Source organism: Microbacterium sp. cx-55 (genome assembly GCF_021117345.1).
In the GTDB taxonomy this organism is placed as follows: Bacteria; Actinomycetota; Actinomycetes; order Actinomycetales; family Microbacteriaceae; genus Microbacterium.
This window is the reverse complement of record NZ_CP088261.1, coordinates 3,195,512-3,212,311: the sequence shown is the minus strand read 5'-3', so window position 1 is coordinate 3,212,311 and position 16,800 is coordinate 3,195,512. Positions and strand designations below refer to the sequence as shown.

Sequence of the window (16,800 nt, the reverse complement as noted above, 5' to 3'; positions counted from 1 at the left end):
CGAAGGACACCATGAGCATCACGACCACCCCGGCCACGTTCACCCGGCACGACCCCACTCGCACCATCCGCGCGCCGCGGGGCACGGAGCTGACGACTCGCAGCTGGCAGACGGAGGCGCCGCTTCGGATGCTGATGAACAATCTCGATCCCGAGGTCGCCGAACGCCCGGAGGATCTCGTCGTGTACGGCGGCACCGGGCGCGCTGCGCGCAGCTGGGAGGCCTTCGACGCGATCGTCGAAACGCTCAAGACGCTGGAAGACGATGAGACGCTGCTGGTCCAGTCCGGTAAGCCGGTGGGGGTGCTCCGGACGAACGTGTGGGCGCCGCGCGTACTCATCGCGAACTCGAACCTCGTCGGCGACTGGGCGAACTGGCCCGAGTTCCGCCGGCTCGAGGCGGAGGGCCTCATGATGTACGGCCAGATGACCGCAGGGTCATGGATCTACATCGGTACCCAGGGAATCCTGCAGGGGACCTACGAGACCTTCGCCGCGATCGCCGAGAAGCGGTTCGGCGGCACGCTGGCGGGAACGTTCACCCTCACCGGCGGATGCGGCGGCATGGGCGGTGCGCAGCCGCTCTCGGTGACGCTGAACGGGGGCGCTGTCCTCATCGTCGACGTGGACGAGACCCGTTTGCGCCGTCGGCAGGGCAAGCGCTACCTCGATGACGTCGAGACCGACATCGATGCCGCCCTGGCGAAGGTCCTGGCGGCCAAGGCGGAGAAGCGGGCGCTGTCGGTCGGTCTGGTCGGCAACGCCGCGGAGGTGTTCCCCGAGTTGTTGCGCCGCCACCGGGCAGGCGAATTCACGGTCGACATCGTGACCGATCAGACGTCCGCCCACGATCCGCTCTCGTACCTTCCGGTGGGCATTTCCGTGGACCAGTGGGTTGCGGCGTCAGAGGCGGACCCCGTCGCCTTCACCGACCGTGCACGCGCCTCGATGGCAGCGCACGTGGAAGCGATGGTGGGCTTTCTGGATGCGGGTGCCGAAGTGTTCGATTACGGTAACTCGATCCGTGACGAGGCACGGCAGGGCGGATACGACCGGGCCTTCGACTTTCCCGGCTTCGTGCCGGCCTACATCCGTCCGCTGTTCTGCGAGGGCCTCGGCCCGTTCCGCTGGGTCGCGCTGTCGGGAGACCCGCGTGACATCGAGGTGACCGACCAGGCGCTCAAGGAGCTGTTCCCCGAGAACGAGCACCTGCATCGCTGGTTGGATGCCGCGCAGAAGCATGTCGAGTTCGAAGGGCTTCCCGCCCGGATCTGCTGGCTCGGCTACGGAGAGCGTCACCAGGCCGGTCTGCTGTTCAACCGGCTCGTCGCCGAGGGCAAGGTATCCGCGCCCATCGTCATCGGTCGGGATCATCTGGACTCGGGTTCGGTCGCCTCGCCCTACCGGGAGACAGAGGCGATGAAGGACGGCTCGGATGCGATCGCCGACTGGCCCCTCCTGAACGCACTGACGGCCGCATCCTCGGGTGCGTCCTGGGTCTCGATCCACCACGGCGGAGGTGTCGGCATCGGTCGTTCCATCCACGCCGGCCAGGTGGGCCTTGCCGACGGCACCGAGCTCGCCGCGGCGAAGCTCGAACGGCTCCTCACCAACGACCCCGGCATGGGCGTGATCCGGCACGCTGATGCGGGCTACGAGAAGGCGATCGACGTCGCCCGCAATCGTGGCGTGCGAATCCCGATGCTCCCCGAGGACTGATCGTGACCGCAGAACTGATCACGGGCATCAGTGAATTGATGACGCAGGACGACGATCTCGGGACGATCCGAGACGGCGCCGTCGTGGTCGAGGAGGGGCTGATCGCCTGGGTCGGGCATTCGTCCGAGGTTCCGGCGGCCGATCGACGGACGGATGTCGGCGGTCGCGCGATGCTCCCGGGGTGGGTCGACTCGCACACTCACCTCGTCTTCGACGGCGACCGGTCGGCGGAGTTCGAAGCCCGGATGGCGGGTCGGCCCTACGCTGCGGGCGGTATCGCCATGACGACGTCGGCGACACGTGCGGCCACCGATGAGCGCCTGCGCGCGCTCGTCGGTGGCCGTGTCGCCGAGGCGGTCGCCGGGGGGACGACCTACCTCGAGACGAAGACGGGCTACGGCTTGAACGTCGAGCAGGAAACGAGGTCGGCGGTCGTCGCCGCCGACCTCGTCGATGAGGTGACCTACCTCGGTGCCCACCTGGTTCCCGACGGGATGGATGCTGACGAGTACACCGACCTCGTGTGCGGTGAGATGCTCGACGCGGTCCGCCCGCACGTGCGATGGGCGGATGTCTTCTGCGAGAGCGGAGCGTTCACGCCCGACCAGACGGCGCGCGTGCTGTCGGCGGCGCGCGCGGCCGGGCTCGGGTTGCGCGTGCACGGAAACCAGATGGGTCCCGGGCAGGGCGTTCAGCTCGCGGTGGAGTACGACGCGGCAAGTGTCGACCACTGCAACTTCTTGTCGGCGGGCGATGTCGACGCCCTCGCAGGATCGCAGACCGTGGCGACGGTCCTGCCCGCCTGCGACCTGTCGACGCGGGCACCGCTCGCACCGGCCCGCCGACTGCTGGATGCCGGCGCCGTCCTGGCCCTCGCATCCAACTGCAATCCGGGCACGTCGTACACGACGTCGATGAACTTCTGCGTCGCCACTGCGGTGTTGCAGATGGGACTCACCATCGTCGAAGCCGTCCGCGCGGGCACGCGCGGGGGCGCCCGCGCTCTGGGCCGTGATGTCGCACAAGTGGCCGCCGGAGTTGCCCCCGTCGGGTCGGTCGCGGTGGGGCACCGGGCAGACCTCCACGTGCTGAATGCGCCGGCGGCGATCCACCTGGCCTATCGACCGGGAATGCCGTTGACCTGGGGCGTGTGGCGCCAGGGCGTCCGGATGGTGTGAGGTCTGCCGGCCGGCTCAGTCCCGCGCGAGCGCGGCGAGGACCGGGATCAGTCGCTCGGCCTCCTGCAGGTCGGGTCGCTGGTCACGATCGCTGTCGTCGGGGTCGAGCTGCGCGGTGGCGCGGTATGCCGCAGCGAGTGACGGAGACGTCAGGGCTTCCGGTGCGATGCCGCGCTGACGCAACAACCGCGCGGCGATGACGAGTTCGCCGGCGATGACGGCGCGGTAGGCATGCACCGCTCGCTCGAGCTGCACCACGCTTTCGTTCGCGAAGCTCGCATCCTCTTCCGCGCCGCGCGAGAGCACGACGGTGGTGAGGCTGTTCGGCTGCGCGGCGGAGTGGAGGGAACCGTACGCGCCGGCCACGACGTACTCGATCATCATGACCCCTGACGCGCTCGCCGCACCGGTCGCGAGGAACGGGGCGAGCCCGGTGTGTTCGGGTTCGGTCATCATCCGGATTCGGGACACATTCAGGGGCGCGGTCTGGGCCAGAGCGACCTTCACCGCATCCACCGTGAGCGAGAGCGGTGCCTGCAGGAAGTTGCTGTTGTGGGCGACGGTGAGACCCTTTCCCTCCTCGTCGAACACGAACAACGGGTTCTCTTGCGCCGCGTGCGAGATCGCGTCGAGCAGGTGATCCAGGCGGTCGAGTGCCTCGACGAGGCCGATGGTCGAGGGGAGGAAGGCGCGGAGTCCGTAGGGGTCCTGGATGCGGCGAGGAGCACCGTCGTGAAGGAGCGCGCGGACGCGCTCGGCCAACCGTTCCGATCCGGCCAATCCCACTCCTCGAGCGGCGGCGGGATGGAACGGTGAGGGGTTGCCCTCCAGTCCGGCAGCAGTGAGCGCGTAAACGACGAGCCCCGCATCGACGAGCTCTCGGAGATCGTGTGCGGCGAGGATGGCGCGCCCGATCGTGAGGGCGTTGCTGGAGACGAACGGCAGGGCGCTCTCCTTGCTCCACGGGGCCATCGCTTCCAGCGGCGCCGTGGCGGGGCGCTCACCCATGAGGGTGAGCGCCGTTCCGCACAGCGCGGCAAGGTCCGCGGTGCCGATGGAGCCGAATTCCAGGATGCGGGGGAGCGCATTCTTCGTGAGCATCGCGGCGAGGGCGGGCAGGATGTTCGCGTCGAGGCCGGCGCCGGGGGTGCACAGCTGCACCAGTCGCACGGCGAGCATCGCTCGGACCGCGTCATCGGGGAGAGGCGATCCGGCGTCGACGGCGCTGCTGCGAAGGAGACGGAGACCGTGTTCCGCGTCATCGTCGGCGACGGGCTCGGTCTTGTTCGCGCCGAATCCGGTGGAGCGGCCGTAGGTCGGGATGCGAGCCGAGAGCGCGGCCGATTCGAGGTGCGCGCGGGAGACGGCGGCGACCACGTCGGGTGACACCTCGACGGGGGTGATGTTCCGTGCGATCTCGACGATCTGGGTCACGGGAGTTCGGGCGGTGATGGTGATCATCAGATCCTCGGGGCTCGAAGGGCGAACGCGGAGCGGAGCTTTCATCATCACAGGAGGACGAAAGCTTTTCACGGTACGGCAAGAGTCTTTTACTAAACGGTAACAACCGGCACAACGAGCCGAAATGCACTCTTCATAACCTCAGTAAAGATCGGCAATCCGAGCGAATGGCGGGAGCACCCGAGTGATCACCTTTGAAGACGTGTCGAAGCAGTACCCCGATGGCACGGTCGCGGTGTCCGGCCTGAACTTCGTCGCCCCCAGCGGCAAGCTCACCGTGCTCGTCGGCCCATCCGGATGCGGCAAGACCACGACGATGCGGATGATCAACCGCTTGGTCGATCCCACGGGAGGTCGCGTGCTGGTCGGCGACCAGGACACCCAGACGACCGATCGCGTCGCCCTCCGGCGAAGGATCGGGTACGTGATCCAGGGAGCCGGGCTCTTCCCGCACCGCACGGCACTCGACAACGTCGCCGCATTCCCGCGACTCCTCGGTGCATCGAAGAAAGCGGCGCGCGAGAGCGCGATGGAGCTCCTCACCCGAGTGGGCCTCACCGAACGCCACGCTCGCCGCTACCCCTGGCAGCTCTCGGGCGGGCAACAGCAGCGCGTCGGAGTCGCTCGGGCACTGGCCACCGATCCGCCGTTCCTGCTCATGGACGAGCCCTTCAGCGCGGTCGACCCCATCGTGCGCAATCAGCTCCAGGACGAGTTCCTGCGCCTGCAGCAAGAACTCAGCAAGACGATCGTCATGGTCACTCACGACATCGATGAAGCACTGAAGCTCGGCGACTACGTCGCCGTCATGCGCGAGGGCGGCCACGTCGCCCAGTTCGCGACGCCCGAGGAGCTTCTGACGCGTCCCGCCGACCAGTTCGTCGCGGACTTCATCGGTAACGGGCGCGGCTATCGGTCGCTCCAGTTCCACCGGTGGGCCCACGTCATCGACACCGAGTGGGAGGAACCCGTTCCGGTCGGCGGCATCCCCGGGCGCGGTGACTCCGTGGTGGTGGATGTCGACGGCAAGCCCCTGGGCTGGGCGCGATCCTCCGGCGGCGCCGGGACGGTAGTCGGCGTCGCCGATATCGATGTCAGCGGCACGGTGGCTCGAGAGTCGTCGAGCTTGCGTGAACTCTTCGATGCCGCGGTCTCCTCCCCTACGGGACGTGCCCTGATCGCTGGCGACGACGGCCGATACAAGGGAACCGTCCGACTCTCGGCAGTGAGTGCGGCGATGGAAACGCTCAAGGCTCCGGTCGCATGAACCTGGACTGGATCGCGAATAACGCGGCGCGGCTCCTCGAGCTCACGGGATCCCATCTTCTGCTGTCGGTCATCCCGGTCGTCGTCGGCCTGATCGTCGCGCTCCCGCTCGGCTGGGTGGCTCAGCGCAGCAGAGTCGCCTACCCGATCCTCGTCGGTGCCTCGTCTCTGCTGTACACCGTTCCTTCGCTGGCGCTCTTCGTGCTCCTCCCGCAGATCCTGCACACACGGATCCTCGACCCCCTCAACGTCGTGGTCGCGCTCTCCGTCTACACGGTCGCCCTCCTCGTTCGAGTCGTGGCCGACGGCCTGTCATCCGTCCCGTACGAGTCGGTGCAAGCGGCGGAAGCGATGGGCTACCGGAGCTGGCAGCGCCTGCTCCTCGTGCAGCTGCCGGCGGCCGTTCCGGTGATCGGCGCGGGCCTGCGCGTCGCCGTCGTCGCCAACGTCAGCATCGTGTCGATGGCGGCGCTCCTGGGGATTCCGCAGCTGGGATCTCTCTTCACCCAAGGCTTCCAACTCCGGTTGATCACGCCCGTGATTCTCGGGATCGTCCTGAGCGTCGTGCTCGCGGTCCTCCTCGACCTGATCGTGATCTGGATCACCAAACGTCTCACCCCATGGCGCCGGACGGATGTCGCCGCATGAGCATCGTGGACTGGTTCGCGGACCCTCAGAACTGGACCGGATCCGGAGGGATCCCGGCACAGGTCCTCATCCACCTGATCTACTCGGGAATCGCCCTCGGGATCGCCGTCGTCATCGGGCTGCCGATCGGGCTCTACGTCGGCCACACCGGACGGGGCCGAGTCGTCGTGGCGGGCATGGCGAACGCGTTGCGTGCGCTGCCGTCGCTCGGTCTTCTGATCCTCGCCGTGATGATCATCTCGCCCGTCATCTCCTCCCGCCTCGCGTACGTCATCCCGAGCATCATCGTGCTCGTCCTCCTGGCCGTGCCTCCGATCCTCACCAACACGTACGCCGGAGTGCAGTCCGTCGACGACGGCGCCGTGGACGCGGCGCGCGGAATGGGATACACGCGCTGGCAGATCCTGCTGCACGTGCAGATTCCCGGTGCGCTTCCCCTGATCATGTCCGGCATCCGGTCGTCCACCCTGCAGGTCGTTTCCACGGCGACGATCGCGGCATTCGTGTCGCTCGGTGGCCTGGGGCGATTCATCTTGGATGGCCGGGCGTCGCAGAACTACTCGGAGATGGCAGCCGGTGCGATTCTCGTCGCGCTCCTGGCCATCCTCCTCGAGGTGGCCCTCATCGCCGCCACACGACTGATCGTCTCGCCCGGATTGACGCGGTCCGCGCGCCGCAGCCCCCGCGTCGCCTTGGCCGAAGAGCCCGCGACTCACTGAGTCCACACGAACCGCACCACCACCCGATGCACCACCCCGATGCTCCACCCGAACATGACAAGGAACACAGCATGAAGAAGAAAGCCCTTCTCCTCGCTACGGGTCTCGCCGTCACGGCCGTCGCCCTCGCAGGTTGCTCCGGAGGCTCGGACCCGCTGGATGCGGGAGACGACTCCAGTGCCTCGAGCTCATCGATCGTCATCGGCTCGGCCGACTTCCCGGAGAGCCAGCTGCTGGCGAGCATCTACTCGCAGGCGCTGAGCGCGGCCGGCGTCGACGTGACCGAGAGGTTCAATGTCGGAAGCCGCGAGATCACGGTCCCGGCCCTGCTCGACGGATCGCTCGACCTCATGCCCGAATACTCCGGAGCCTTCCTCTCCTACCTGGAGCCCGAGACGACCGTGGTCACGCGCGACGAGGTGCTCGACGAGCTCGACGCGAAGCTCCCGGAGGGCCTGGCCATGCTCGAGCCCGCCGATGCGGAAGACAAGGATGTGCTCGCCGTCACACAGGCGACGGCGGACGAATACGGTCTGGCGAACATGTCCGACCTCGAACCGGTCGCCGGCCAGCTCGCGCTCGGTGCCGCTGCCGAATGGCAGACCCGACAGAACGGCGTTCTCGGCCTCCAGTCCGTGTACGGCCTGACCTTCGGAGAGTTCGTGCCGCTGGATGCGGGCGGCCCGCTCACCGTCGACGCGCTCACCAACGGCCAGGTGCAGGTGGCGAACGTGTTCAGCACCGATCCCGCCATCTCCAGTCGAGGGTTCGTCGTCCTGGACGACGACAAGGGACTCTTCCTGGCCGAGAGCGTCGTCCCGGTCATCAACGCCGACAAGGTCACGCCGGAGGTGTCCGACGCGCTGAACGCGGTGTCGGCGATTCTCACGACCCAGGACCTGATCGACCTCAACACCCAGATCGCCGACGGTGAAGACATCGCCGCCGTCGCCCTCGGCTGGCTGCAGGACAACGATCTGGTCTAGAACGACCGATCCTCGATGGCGTCCGGGCGGACGGAACAGACCGCCCGGACGCCATCACCCGTTTGGCGTATCAGTGCACGAACGTGACCACTGACGCTCTTCTGGGCATCTCGTGGCCCTCGTCGTGATGAGACGGGGTGAGCAGATCGAACATCCCGAACTCCGGCCCTGCGCTCAACGCGACGACCACAACGACCCCGTCATCGATCGCCAACTCCGTCGTCGCTGAGGACAGGGAGGGCGACCGCGCGGAGAAGCCGTCGACCATCAGGTTCACCGCATGGCAGGGCGACGACAACCAGGACATGGTCACTTCCGAGCCGCCGTCGAACTCGACCACCATCCCCTCCGGTGCCTCCTGGGCGCGTCCGTCGATGTCGAGGACCACGTCCCCGCCGATCGGGACGAACATCCGTCGGTGACCAGGCAATCGCGAAAACGGTGCCTCGCGATCCAGCCGGGCGACGCTGAGCCGCCAGCGGGATGATTCGGGTGTGAGGAAGGCGCTCTCGCCGAAATCCACGAGCTCCGTGGTCGTTCCCGCACCGTTCGCCCACGGGCGGGCGGCACGCGCCGAAAAGGGCCGGCGCACCTCGAGACTGGTCACCTCGGAAGTGTAGGCAATCGGTGAGCTGCGACCGGCTGTCACCGCCCGCCGCTCACGCGCATCACGCCGTGTCGTCGCCATCCGGCTCGTGCTTCTCGAGGCCGGGTCCGCCCTCGCGAAGCTGCGCCCAGTGGGTCGAACAGCGAAGGTTGCCCGTTCACGACGAGCTCTCTCCGGCGCCGTCGACGGTGCGCTCAGGCGGGACGTCTTGGGAGCGGTGGTCACCGAACAGGGCGGGATCGACCGGCCGCTTCGCGCGCGGAAGCCTGCCGACGACGAGTAGGTAGGACTCCGTCACGAGATCTTCCAGGAGAGACGCCGGCACGCCTCCGTCGGGATACACGGTGATCCAGTGTCGCTTGTTCATGTGGTAGCCGGGCGTGATGCCCGCGTACTGCTCACACAGCGCCTTGCCGTCTTCCGGGTCGACCTTGACGGTCACGACCGGCGCGCCGTTCCGCTCTGTCATGAGCAGGAACACCTTGTTTCGCACCTTGAAGACCTCCCACTCCGGGCCGAACGGGTGCTCGAGGTCAGCACCGGGAAGCTCGTTCACCCGGTTCCGGGCGCGCTGCTGCAGCGCATCGCCGTCCATGTCCGAGTCCTTCCCCCGGCCGGCACACGACGACCCGGATGTGCGTGCGATGCTACACACGGGCACCGACACGCAGACCGCAGGGCGGCGCCGCGGGTCAGTCGTCGATGCGCGACGACGTGACCGTCAGGTCGGCGTCGAGCTCGATGTCGACCGTGCGACCGTCGGCGACCTGCACGACCACGTCGTAGGTGCCACGACCGTCGTCGTCGATCTCGATCTGGGTGACCGTGCCGTCCGTGTCGGCGAGGGCCGCGGCGACGATCGACTCGATCGTCGCGTTGTCGAGCGCGCCCGCGGGGCGGGTGTCGTCGGCGTCGGCGATCTCGGTCGAGAGGACGGAGGGGGCACCGGATGCGGGCACCCGAACCTCGGACTCGTCACCCGAGGCGGTCACGAAGGTGACGTCCCAGGCGCCGTCGCGCTCGGCGTCGATCGCGATCGCGTCGCCCTCCGCGAGGGTCGAGGCGCTCTCGACGACGCGGATGAGGTCGGCCGCGGATGCGGTGCCCACGTTCGCGGCGGAGACGGCGCCGGTCTGCCCGTCTCGGGCCGCGACGGCCGAGCTGTCGCGATCGTCGTCGTCGTGGTCGTCGGCGATGGCCGCCCCGATCGCGGCACCGCCGCCGACGAGCACGAGGCCGGCGAGAACCGCGCCGCCGCCGATCCACAGGCCGCGGCGACCGCGGGAGCGGGTGGATGCGGGCGACGTGTCGTCGGGGACGACGGCGGGGGAGTCGGACGGGCTGGTCGGAGTGTTGTTACGCGAATCGGTCATGACCCGATGGTGCCGCCGGGGTGCTGAAGCGCACCTGAAGTCTCCTGAAGGGTCCTTCAGGAAGCGGCGGGAAGGGTCACCGTGAACCGCGCTCCGGCCCAGCGCGAGTCGTCGACGGTCACCGAGCCGTGTGCGGCCTCCGCGACGCCGCGCACGATTGAGAGCCCGAGGCCGCTGCCCCCCGCATCCCGCGCCCGCGCATCGTCGAGACGCACGAACCGCTCGAACACGCGGTCGCGCTCCTCGGGGGCGATCCCCTCCCCGTCGTCCTCCACGACGAGCACCGCGACGTTCCCGCGCTGCGTCACGCTCACCGCGATGCGCTCGCGGGCGTGACGCGCGGCATTGTCGACGAGGTTGCGTGCGAGCTGGCCGATCAAGCGAGGATCCGCAGACACCCGCGCCGGGCCGATGCCCGAGCTGTCGACATCCATCCCGATCCCCCGCAACCGTGCGGCCTCCGCCAGCGCGACGTCGTCGAGGTCGACGGATTCCCGGCGGCCGTCGTCGCCCTCGTCGAGCCGCGCGAGCAGCAGCAGCGCGTCGACCAGGCCCTGCAGGCGCAGGCCCTCTTCGCGCACGACCTGCGCCAGTTCGGTCACGCTCGTCGTCTCCGGGTGCGCGTCGGCGAGCTCGGCGTACTGACGGATGGTCGCCAGGGGAGAACGCAATTCGTGCGACGCGTCGGAGACGAATCGGCGCTGCGCTCGCGCGGCGTCGTCGAGGCGGTCGAGCATCCCGTTCATCGTCGTCGCCAGGGCGGCGATCTCGTCGCCCGAGCTCGGCACGGGCACGCGTTCACTCAGCCGATCCGCCGAGATCACGTCGACCTTCTCCCGGATGCGCGCGACCGGGCGGAGCGCGCGACCCACGACGACCCACGTGGTTCCCGCGACCAGCAGGATCACCGCGGGCACGGCGACCGTCAGCAGCGCCGCCGCGGTACCGAGGGTCTCCACGTCGTCTTCCATCGAGACGCCGACGACAAGGATGCGGTCGTCGTCGAGCTCTTCGCTCACCAGCAGAACGGGCTCGTCATCGATCGTGACGACGCGCGATTCATCGGCGGATGCGGCGCCGAGCCCCGCCGCGTCCTCACTGGCCGCGATGATGTCGCCGTCCGGGGAGAGAAGCTGCACGACTTCGTCTTCGCGGGTGGAGACGGCCGAGGGGCCCTCGGCCTCGATCCGCGCCGCGAGCTCTTCCGCGCGCACTTCTCCCGCGCGCTCGACGGCATCCCGCATGCTCGTGCTCAACAGGTGGGAGAAGCCGAGGGCGCCGACGATCATGACCGCCGCCACCACGAGCGTCGCGCCGAGCGTCGCCCGGGCGCGCACCGAGCGGAGCCTAGCCACCGTCTGCCGCCAGTCGGTATCCGGCACCGCGCACAGTCTCGATCGCCTCGCGACCGAACGGGCGGTCGACCTTTCGTCGCAAGTGACCGACATACACCTCGACGATGTTCGGGTCGCCGTCGAAATCGTCGTCCCACACGCCATCGAGGACATCTCGCTTGGAAAGCACGTGACCGCGGTGGCGGATGAGGTGCTCAAGCACCGCGAACTCGCGCGCGGTCAGCTCGATCGGCGTCTCACCACGCCACACCCGTCGGGCGCCCGGGTCGACGCGCAGGTCGCCCGCTTCGAGCACGACCGGCCGCGCGACACCGCCGCGGCGGATCAGTGCGCGAAGTCGTGCGACGAGCACGACGAACGAGAACGGCTTGGTGACGAAGTCGTCGGCGCCGGTCTCAAGGGCCTCGACCTGGTCCCACTCGCCATCCTTGGCGGTGAGCATCAGGACGGGTGTCCAGTTCTCTTCGCTGCGGAGGGCGGCGCAGACCTTCCATCCGCTCATGCCGGGCATCATCAGGTCGAGCACGATCGCGTCGTACCGGGTCTCGCGCGCCCGCCAGAGTCCGTCGACACCGTTGTTCGCGACGTCGACCGCGAAGCCCTCGGCCTCGAGGCCTCGGCGTACGCCATCCGCGAGGCGCACCTCGTCGTCCACCACCAGAATTCGCATCCTTCTCAGTGTGGCGGGCGCAGCCTGAACCGCGGCTGAAGCGCGGCGAACGCCTCGAGAGGCCACGGTGGCTCTTGACAAAATATATGAGTGCGCTCATGATTGAGGTAGCTCGGAAAACTTAGCGAAAGGCTGACCATGACGCTCGAAGGCACCATCCGGTTCCGCGATGCCGCCACGCGGACCGTGACGGTCGACGGAGTCGATATCGTCTACCGCGAATTCGGCACCGCGGACGGGCTCCCTCTCGTCGTGCTGAACCACCTCGCCGCGAATCTCGACGACGGCGATCCGCGCGTTCTCGACGGCCTCGCGGGTGACCGCCGGGTTGTGCTCCTCGGCTACCGCGGCGTCGGTCGGTCGGGTGGGCAGGTGCGCGGATCCATCGAGGAGATGGCGGGCGATGTGATCTCGGCGCTCGCCGCACTCGGCCTGCACCGGATCGACCTTTTCGGCATGTCGATGGGCGGGATGGTCGCGCAGGAAGTCGTCGCGCAAGCGCCGGAGCTCGTGGAGAGGCTCATCCTCTCCAGTAGCGGCCCCGCCGGTGGCCCGCACCTCGCGAAGATGACGGGGGTCATGGTCGGCGGAATCGTCCGCGGTGCGATCACTTTCACCAACCCGCGCACCTACCTTTTCTTCACCCGCACGGCGGGCGGGAAGAAGGCGGCCCGGGCGTACCTCGCCCGCCTCACGGAGCGCGCCGGCGATCGGGATGCCGCGGTCAGCCCGACGGTTCTTCGCACTCAGATCTCCGCCGTGCACCGGTGGGGTCTTCGCCCGCTCGTCACGACCTCGCCCTTCGCGGGCCCGGTGCTCCTGCTGCACGGTCAGAACGATCGGGTCGTGCCGATCGCGAATGCGTCCGCCCTGAGGCGGATCTTCCCGGACGCGGATCTCGCGGTGTTCGACGACTCGGGCCACGGCGTCGTCTCCCAGAACGCCCTCGACGTCGTCGTCCGAGCGCGCGACTTCTTGCGCCGCTGAGCCGGCTCGCGCCTCGACCTCCCCATCCACACCAGAACCGAAGGAACCACCAGCCATGAGAGCGTTCGTCGTCTCGAAGTACAAGACCGCCGTGCACGAAGCGGATATGCCCGAACCGACCGTGGGTGACCACGACATCCTCGTGCGCGTGCAGGCGGCGGGCCTCAATCAGCTCGACGAGAAGATCCGCGCCGGTGAGTTCCGGCAGATCCTGCCGTACCGACTGCCCCTCACGCTCGGCCACGATGTCGCGGGGACCGTCATCCGCGTCGGTGCCCGAGTGCGAGGGTTCCGGCCCGGTGACGAGGTGTATGCCCGCCCCCGCGACTTCCGGATCGGAACGTTCGCGGAGCGTATCGCCGTCCACGAAGACGATGCGGCTCTGCGCCCCGCATCCCTCACGATGGAGGAAGCCGGATCGCTGCCTCTCGTCGCGCTGACCGCGTGGCAGGCGCTCGTCGAGATCGGTGACGTCCAGCCCGGTCAGAAGGTGCTCATCCACGCCGGAGCCGGCGGCGTCGGATCGATCGCGATCCAGCTCGCTAAGCACCTGGGCGCCGAGGTGGCAACCACTGCCAGCGCACGCAACGCCGACTTCGTCCGCGAGCTCGGTGCGGACCACGTGATCGACTACCGCAGCGAGGACTTCGAAAAGCGCCTCAGCGGGTACGACCTCGTGCTCGACAGTCTCGGTGGCGAGAACCTCGAGCGCTCCCTCCGGGTGCTGCGGCGCGGGGGCCTCGCCATCGGCATCTCGGGTCCGCCGACGTCCGACTTCGCCGCTGCCGCCGGGCTCAACCCGGTGCTTCGGCTCGCCGTGACGGCGCTCAGCCGCAAGGTGCGTGCGCAGGCGAAGAAGCTCGGCGTGAGCTACCGCTTCCTCCTGATGCACGCGAGCGGCGACCAGCTCCGCGAGATCACGGCGCTCATCGAGAGCGGCGCGATCCGCCCGATCGTCGGTCGGGTCTTCTCGTTCGATGACACCGTGACGGGCGTCGAGTCCCTGGCGGGCGGCAGCATCCGCGGGAAAGCCGTGGTCACCCACCCGTGATCCCCTGACACACAGCGACGCCCCGGACCGATCGGCCCGGGGCGTCGCTGTGTGGGTGCGTTACTTGGCGAGCTGCGGGTAGAGCGCCTCGAGGGGGGCGCTCAGCGCGGCCTTGAGCTGCACCGACGTCTCGTCGGCCAGCACCTCGTACTCGTCGGCCTCGGTAGCGTCCAAGACTTTCGCGACCAGGACGGCGGGGTCGAGCTTCGGGTCGGTGACGTTCGCGGTCATCGCAGTGTCGACGTAGCCCACGTGCACGCCGACGACATGGACGCCCGCCGGTGCGAGCTCGATGCGCAGCGAGTTCGTGGCCGACCACAGCGCGGCCTTGGTTGCGCTGTAGATGCCGGCGACCGCGTACCAGGACAGTCCCGAGTGGATGTCGATGATCGCGGAGGGCGCGTTCGCCGACAGGATCGGAGCGAACGCACGGGCGAGGAAGAGCGGTCCGAGGAAGTTCGTCTCGACGTTCGCACGGATCTCCTCGTCGCTGTGCGACAGGATCCCGGGGGTCGGGGTCGAGGCGCCGGCGTTGTTGATGAGAACGGTGACGTCGGGCGCGGCCGCGACGGCCGCGGCGATCGACGCGCCGTCGGTCACATCGAGGGTGAGGGGCACGATGCGCTCGTCGTCCCAGTCGCGGGGCGTGCGGGCGGATGCGTAGACCTTGGCGGCCCCGCGTGCGAGGGCGTCGCGGACGAAGTGCGTGCCGATACCGCCGTTCGCACCGGTGACGAGGACGACAGCTCCGTTGAGTGAAGGCATGGGGTGAAGGCTTTCTGTTCGGTGGGGATGAGGGGGCGTGCTCCGGCCCGAGCGGGCCGGAGCATGCGGGGTGTCAGGATGCGGTGAGCGTCGGGTAGTCCGTGTAGCCGGTGGCGCCGCCGGCGTACAGCGTCGCGGGGTCCAGCTCGGTGAACGGGGCGTCGGTGCGGAGGCGCTCGACGACGTCGGGGTTCGCGATGGCGAAACGTCCGAGCGGAGCGATGTCGGCGAGGCCGGCGTCGATGTCGTCGGCGATCTGCTCGCGGGTGCGCCCGTAACGCACGACGACAACGGCGGTCGGCCAGATCTCGCGCAGCGAGCGCAGCAGTTCGTCGTCGCCCACGTGGTGCACGTGCAGGTACGCGAGGTTCAGCGGCGCGAGCGCACCGACGAGCTGACGGTACTGCGCACGAACACTCTCGGCGTCGCCCTCGTCGATGCCGCCGAGCGGCATGGCCGGAGAGAGGCGGATGCCGACCAGGTCGCTGCCGATCTCGTCCGCGACGGCCTGAGCGACCTCGATCACGAAGCGCGAACGGTTCTCGACCGACCCGCCGTATGCGTCGGTGCGGTGGTTGGCGTTCGGGGAGAGGAACTGGTGCAGCAGGTACCCGTTGGCGCCGTGGATCTCGACACCGTCCGCGCCGGCGGCGATGGCCGACGCGGCAGCGTGCCGGAACTCGGCGATGACCGACGCGATGTCGGCGGACGTCATCTCCCGGGGAGTCGGGATCGGCAGCGGACCGTTGGCGGTGAACATCTCCTGTCCCGGCGCGATCGCGGACGGCGCGATCGGCTGGCGGTGATGCGGCGTGTTGTCGGGGTGCGAGGTGCGCCCGACGTGCATGAGCTGGATGAACAGCGATCCACCACCCGCGTGCACCGCATCCGCGACTCCGCGCCATCCGGCGATGTGCGCGTCCGTGTAGATGCCGGGGGTGTTCAGGTATCCCTGTCCGTCCTCGGACGGCTGTGTTCCCTCGCTGATGATGAGGCCGAGCGACGCGCGCTGCCCGTAGTACTCCGCGACCATCGGACCGGGGGTTCCGTCGGCTTCCGCGCGGTTGCGGGTCATCGGAGCGAGCGCGAGACGGTGCGGCAGCTCGACTCGTCCGAGTGTGAACGGCTGCCAGAGCGTGGATGAGGTCATGGGGTTCCTTACCTGTGTGGATGAGCCGAGTCGCCGCCCGAGCGGGGCTCGTTGGTCGCGTGGGAGGATGTGGAGGTCCACGATCCGAGCCCGCGCGACAGTGACTAAGCTCGTAACTGAGCCTAATCACGTTTTCTTCCCGAAGGACCACGAATGACAGTCGACAGTCGCCCGCTCGGACGGCGCGAGCGCAACAAGCTCGACAAGCTCGAGCGGATCATGGCAGCCGCCGGCGAGCTCTTCGAGGAGCGTGGCGTCGACGAGGTCACGACGCAGCAGGTCGCCGATCGCGCCGACATCGGCACCGGCACCCTCTTCCTCTACGCGAAGACGAAGGCCGAACTTCTGCTGCTCGTGCAGAATTCGCTCTACGAAGCGGCTCTCGCGGAGGGTCGTGCACAGGCAGAGAAGGCGACCGGCGCCCTCGAGGGAGTCATCGCGACCGTCCGGCCCGTCGTCGAGTGCGCGCGCAAGCAGGTCGACAACGGCCGCACCTACCTTCGCGAGGTCGTGTTCGGCGACCCGGAAGAGCCGAACCACCGCGACGCACTGAACCTCACGCTCCAGACCGAAGAAGTCGTCGCCGAGGTGCTCTCGCGGCACACGAACATGACCGCGGAGTCCGCACGCACGTTCGCGCACGTCGTCTCCGCGGTCATGTTCGTCACGGTGGCGGCCACGATCAACGTCGACCGCTCCGTGGAGGAGATCATCGCGCAGATCACCGAGCAGGTGCGGGTGATCCTTCCCGCCTGAGCGTCAGGCCCCGGATGCGGCCGCCGGGATCAGGGACCGGATGTGCGCGACGTGTCTTCAGCGGCGATCGCGGCGCCCAGCGTGCGCGGCGGCGCGCTCTTTCTCGTCGT

Annotated in this window: 17 protein-coding genes; 9 read left to right on the top strand and 8 right to left on the bottom strand. The window is 68.6% G+C overall.

The window, feature by feature from the left end; all coding sequences use genetic code 11:
* Positions 1 to 11 precede the first annotated feature (11 nt).
* Together hutU and hutI are read left to right on the top strand one after the other, a co-directional pair.
* Positions 12 to 1,718, top strand: coding sequence for a urocanate hydratase (gene hutU / locus LQ938_RS15100; protein ID WP_223721961.1), 1,707 nt, complete (start codon positions 12 to 14; stop codon positions 1,716 to 1,718).
* 38 nt (positions 1,719 to 1,756) lie between these two features.
* On the top strand, positions 1,757 to 2,896 hold the full coding sequence (gene hutI, locus LQ938_RS15095; RefSeq protein ID WP_223722533.1) for an imidazolonepropionase: 1,140 nt from the start codon (positions 1,757 to 1,759) through the stop codon (positions 2,894 to 2,896).
* Between the two features lie 15 nt (positions 2,897 to 2,911).
* Here the strand turns inward: hutI and LQ938_RS15090 are convergent, their stop codons facing one another.
* A complete protein-coding gene (locus LQ938_RS15090) occupies positions 2,912 to 4,357 on the bottom strand; it encodes an aromatic amino acid ammonia-lyase (RefSeq protein WP_223721960.1) in 1,446 nt (481 codons plus the stop codon).
* A 184-nt stretch (positions 4,358 to 4,541) separates the two neighbouring features.
* Between LQ938_RS15090 and LQ938_RS15085 the strand changes: the two genes are divergently transcribed.
* The 4 genes from LQ938_RS15085 (at position 4,542) to LQ938_RS15070 (ending at position 7,976) form a co-directional block, all read left to right on the top strand.
* Positions 4,542 to 5,624 carry an ABC transporter ATP-binding protein gene (locus LQ938_RS15085; RefSeq protein WP_223721959.1) on the top strand — a complete coding sequence of 361 codons (1,083 nt, stop codon included), beginning with the start codon at positions 4,542 to 4,544 and terminating at the stop codon, positions 5,622 to 5,624.
* Positions 5,621 to 6,271 carry an ABC transporter permease gene (locus LQ938_RS15080; protein ID WP_223721958.1) on the top strand — a complete coding sequence of 217 codons (651 nt, stop codon included), beginning with the start codon at positions 5,621 to 5,623 and terminating at the stop codon, positions 6,269 to 6,271. The genes LQ938_RS15085 and LQ938_RS15080 overlap by 4 nt, the downstream gene beginning before the upstream one ends.
* Positions 6,268 to 6,990: an ABC transporter permease gene (locus tag LQ938_RS15075; RefSeq protein WP_223721957.1), complete on the top strand. Its 723-nt coding sequence runs from the start codon at positions 6,268 to 6,270 to the stop codon at positions 6,988 to 6,990. The genes LQ938_RS15080 and LQ938_RS15075 overlap by 4 nt, the downstream gene beginning before the upstream one ends.
* A gap of 71 nt (positions 6,991 to 7,061) precedes the next feature.
* A complete protein-coding gene (locus LQ938_RS15070; protein ID WP_223721956.1) occupies positions 7,062 to 7,976 on the top strand; it encodes an ABC transporter substrate-binding protein in 915 nt (304 codons plus the stop codon).
* A 70-nt stretch (positions 7,977 to 8,046) separates the two neighbouring features.
* Here LQ938_RS15070 and LQ938_RS15065 read toward each other — a convergent pair whose 3' ends face one another.
* The 5 genes from LQ938_RS15065 to LQ938_RS15045 all read right to left on the bottom strand — a co-directional run bounded on the left by LQ938_RS15065 (position 8,047) and on the right by LQ938_RS15045 (position 11,981).
* Positions 8,047 to 8,664: a HutD family protein gene (locus LQ938_RS15065; RefSeq protein WP_231341343.1), complete on the bottom strand. Its 618-nt coding sequence runs from the start codon at positions 8,662 to 8,664 to the stop codon at positions 8,047 to 8,049.
* Between the two features lie 76 nt (positions 8,665 to 8,740).
* On the bottom strand, positions 8,741 to 9,178 hold the full coding sequence (locus LQ938_RS15060) for an MmcQ/YjbR family DNA-binding protein (RefSeq protein ID WP_223721954.1): 438 nt from the start codon (positions 9,176 to 9,178) through the stop codon (positions 8,741 to 8,743).
* 97 nt (positions 9,179 to 9,275) lie between these two features.
* Positions 9,276 to 9,956, bottom strand: a complete 681-nt coding sequence (locus tag LQ938_RS15055) for a PepSY domain-containing protein (RefSeq protein ID WP_223721953.1) — start codon at positions 9,954 to 9,956, stop codon at positions 9,276 to 9,278.
* Positions 9,957 to 10,012: 56 nt separating this feature from the next.
* A complete protein-coding gene (locus tag LQ938_RS15050; RefSeq protein ID WP_223721952.1) occupies positions 10,013 to 11,338 on the bottom strand; it encodes a sensor histidine kinase in 1,326 nt (441 codons plus the stop codon).
* Positions 11,304 to 11,981, bottom strand: a complete 678-nt coding sequence (locus LQ938_RS15045; protein ID WP_223721951.1) for a response regulator transcription factor — start codon at positions 11,979 to 11,981, stop codon at positions 11,304 to 11,306. Before LQ938_RS15045 ends, LQ938_RS15050 begins: the two co-directional genes overlap by 35 nt.
* Positions 11,982 to 12,119: 138 nt before the next feature.
* Here LQ938_RS15045 and LQ938_RS15040 point away from each other — a divergent pair, with 138 nt between their 5' ends.
* A complete protein-coding gene (locus LQ938_RS15040; RefSeq protein WP_223721950.1) occupies positions 12,120 to 12,968 on the top strand; it encodes an alpha/beta fold hydrolase in 849 nt (282 codons plus the stop codon).
* A 55-nt stretch (positions 12,969 to 13,023) separates the two neighbouring features.
* Positions 13,024 to 14,019: an NADP-dependent oxidoreductase gene (locus LQ938_RS15035; RefSeq protein ID WP_223721949.1), complete on the top strand. Its 996-nt coding sequence runs from the start codon at positions 13,024 to 13,026 to the stop codon at positions 14,017 to 14,019.
* A 60-nt stretch (positions 14,020 to 14,079) separates the two neighbouring features.
* Here LQ938_RS15035 and LQ938_RS15030 read toward each other — a convergent pair whose 3' ends face one another.
* Both LQ938_RS15030 and LQ938_RS15025 read right to left on the bottom strand, forming a co-directional pair.
* On the bottom strand, positions 14,080 to 14,784 hold the full coding sequence (locus LQ938_RS15030) for an SDR family oxidoreductase (protein WP_223721948.1): 705 nt from the start codon (positions 14,782 to 14,784) through the stop codon (positions 14,080 to 14,082).
* A 73-nt stretch (positions 14,785 to 14,857) separates the two neighbouring features.
* Positions 14,858 to 15,934 carry an alkene reductase gene (locus LQ938_RS15025; RefSeq protein ID WP_223721947.1) on the bottom strand — a complete coding sequence of 359 codons (1,077 nt, stop codon included), beginning with the start codon at positions 15,932 to 15,934 and terminating at the stop codon, positions 14,858 to 14,860.
* Positions 15,935 to 16,087: 153 nt separating this feature from the next.
* Between LQ938_RS15025 and LQ938_RS15020 the strand changes: the two genes are divergently transcribed.
* A complete protein-coding gene (locus LQ938_RS15020; protein WP_223721946.1) occupies positions 16,088 to 16,690 on the top strand; it encodes a TetR/AcrR family transcriptional regulator in 603 nt (200 codons plus the stop codon).
* Positions 16,691 to 16,800: the final 110 nt, after the last annotated feature.

Coding starts and splice junctions, on each gene's coding strand:
- hutI (WP_223722533.1), top strand. CDS start 1,757: ATGACGCAGGACGACGATCTCGGGACGATCCGAGACGGCGCCGTCGTG.
- LQ938_RS15035 (WP_223721949.1), top strand. CDS start 13,024: ATGAGAGCGTTCGTCGTCTCGAAGTACAAGACCGCCGTGCACGAAGCG.
- LQ938_RS15065 (WP_231341343.1), bottom strand. CDS start 8,664: ATGGCGACGACACGGCGTGATGCGCGTGAGCGGCGGGCGGTGACAGCC.
- LQ938_RS15080 (WP_223721958.1), top strand. CDS start 5,621: ATGAACCTGGACTGGATCGCGAATAACGCGGCGCGGCTCCTCGAGCTC.
- LQ938_RS15025 (WP_223721947.1), bottom strand. CDS start 15,934: ATGACCTCATCCACGCTCTGGCAGCCGTTCACACTCGGACGAGTCGAG.
- LQ938_RS15030 (WP_223721948.1), bottom strand. CDS start 14,784: ATGCCTTCACTCAACGGAGCTGTCGTCCTCGTCACCGGTGCGAACGGC.
- LQ938_RS15055 (WP_223721953.1), bottom strand. CDS start 9,956: ATGACCGATTCGCGTAACAACACTCCGACCAGCCCGTCCGACTCCCCC.
- hutU (WP_223721961.1), top strand. CDS start 12: ATGAGCATCACGACCACCCCGGCCACGTTCACCCGGCACGACCCCACT.
- LQ938_RS15040 (WP_223721950.1), top strand. CDS start 12,120: ATGACGCTCGAAGGCACCATCCGGTTCCGCGATGCCGCCACGCGGACC.
- LQ938_RS15045 (WP_223721951.1), bottom strand. CDS start 11,981: ATGCGAATTCTGGTGGTGGACGACGAGGTGCGCCTCGCGGATGGCGTA.
- LQ938_RS15090 (WP_223721960.1), bottom strand. CDS start 4,357: ATGATCACCATCACCGCCCGAACTCCCGTGACCCAGATCGTCGAGATC.
- LQ938_RS15075 (WP_223721957.1), top strand. CDS start 6,268: ATGAGCATCGTGGACTGGTTCGCGGACCCTCAGAACTGGACCGGATCC.
- LQ938_RS15020 (WP_223721946.1), top strand. CDS start 16,088: ATGACAGTCGACAGTCGCCCGCTCGGACGGCGCGAGCGCAACAAGCTC.
- LQ938_RS15070 (WP_223721956.1), top strand. CDS start 7,062: ATGAAGAAGAAAGCCCTTCTCCTCGCTACGGGTCTCGCCGTCACGGCC.
- LQ938_RS15060 (WP_223721954.1), bottom strand. CDS start 9,178: ATGGACGGCGATGCGCTGCAGCAGCGCGCCCGGAACCGGGTGAACGAG.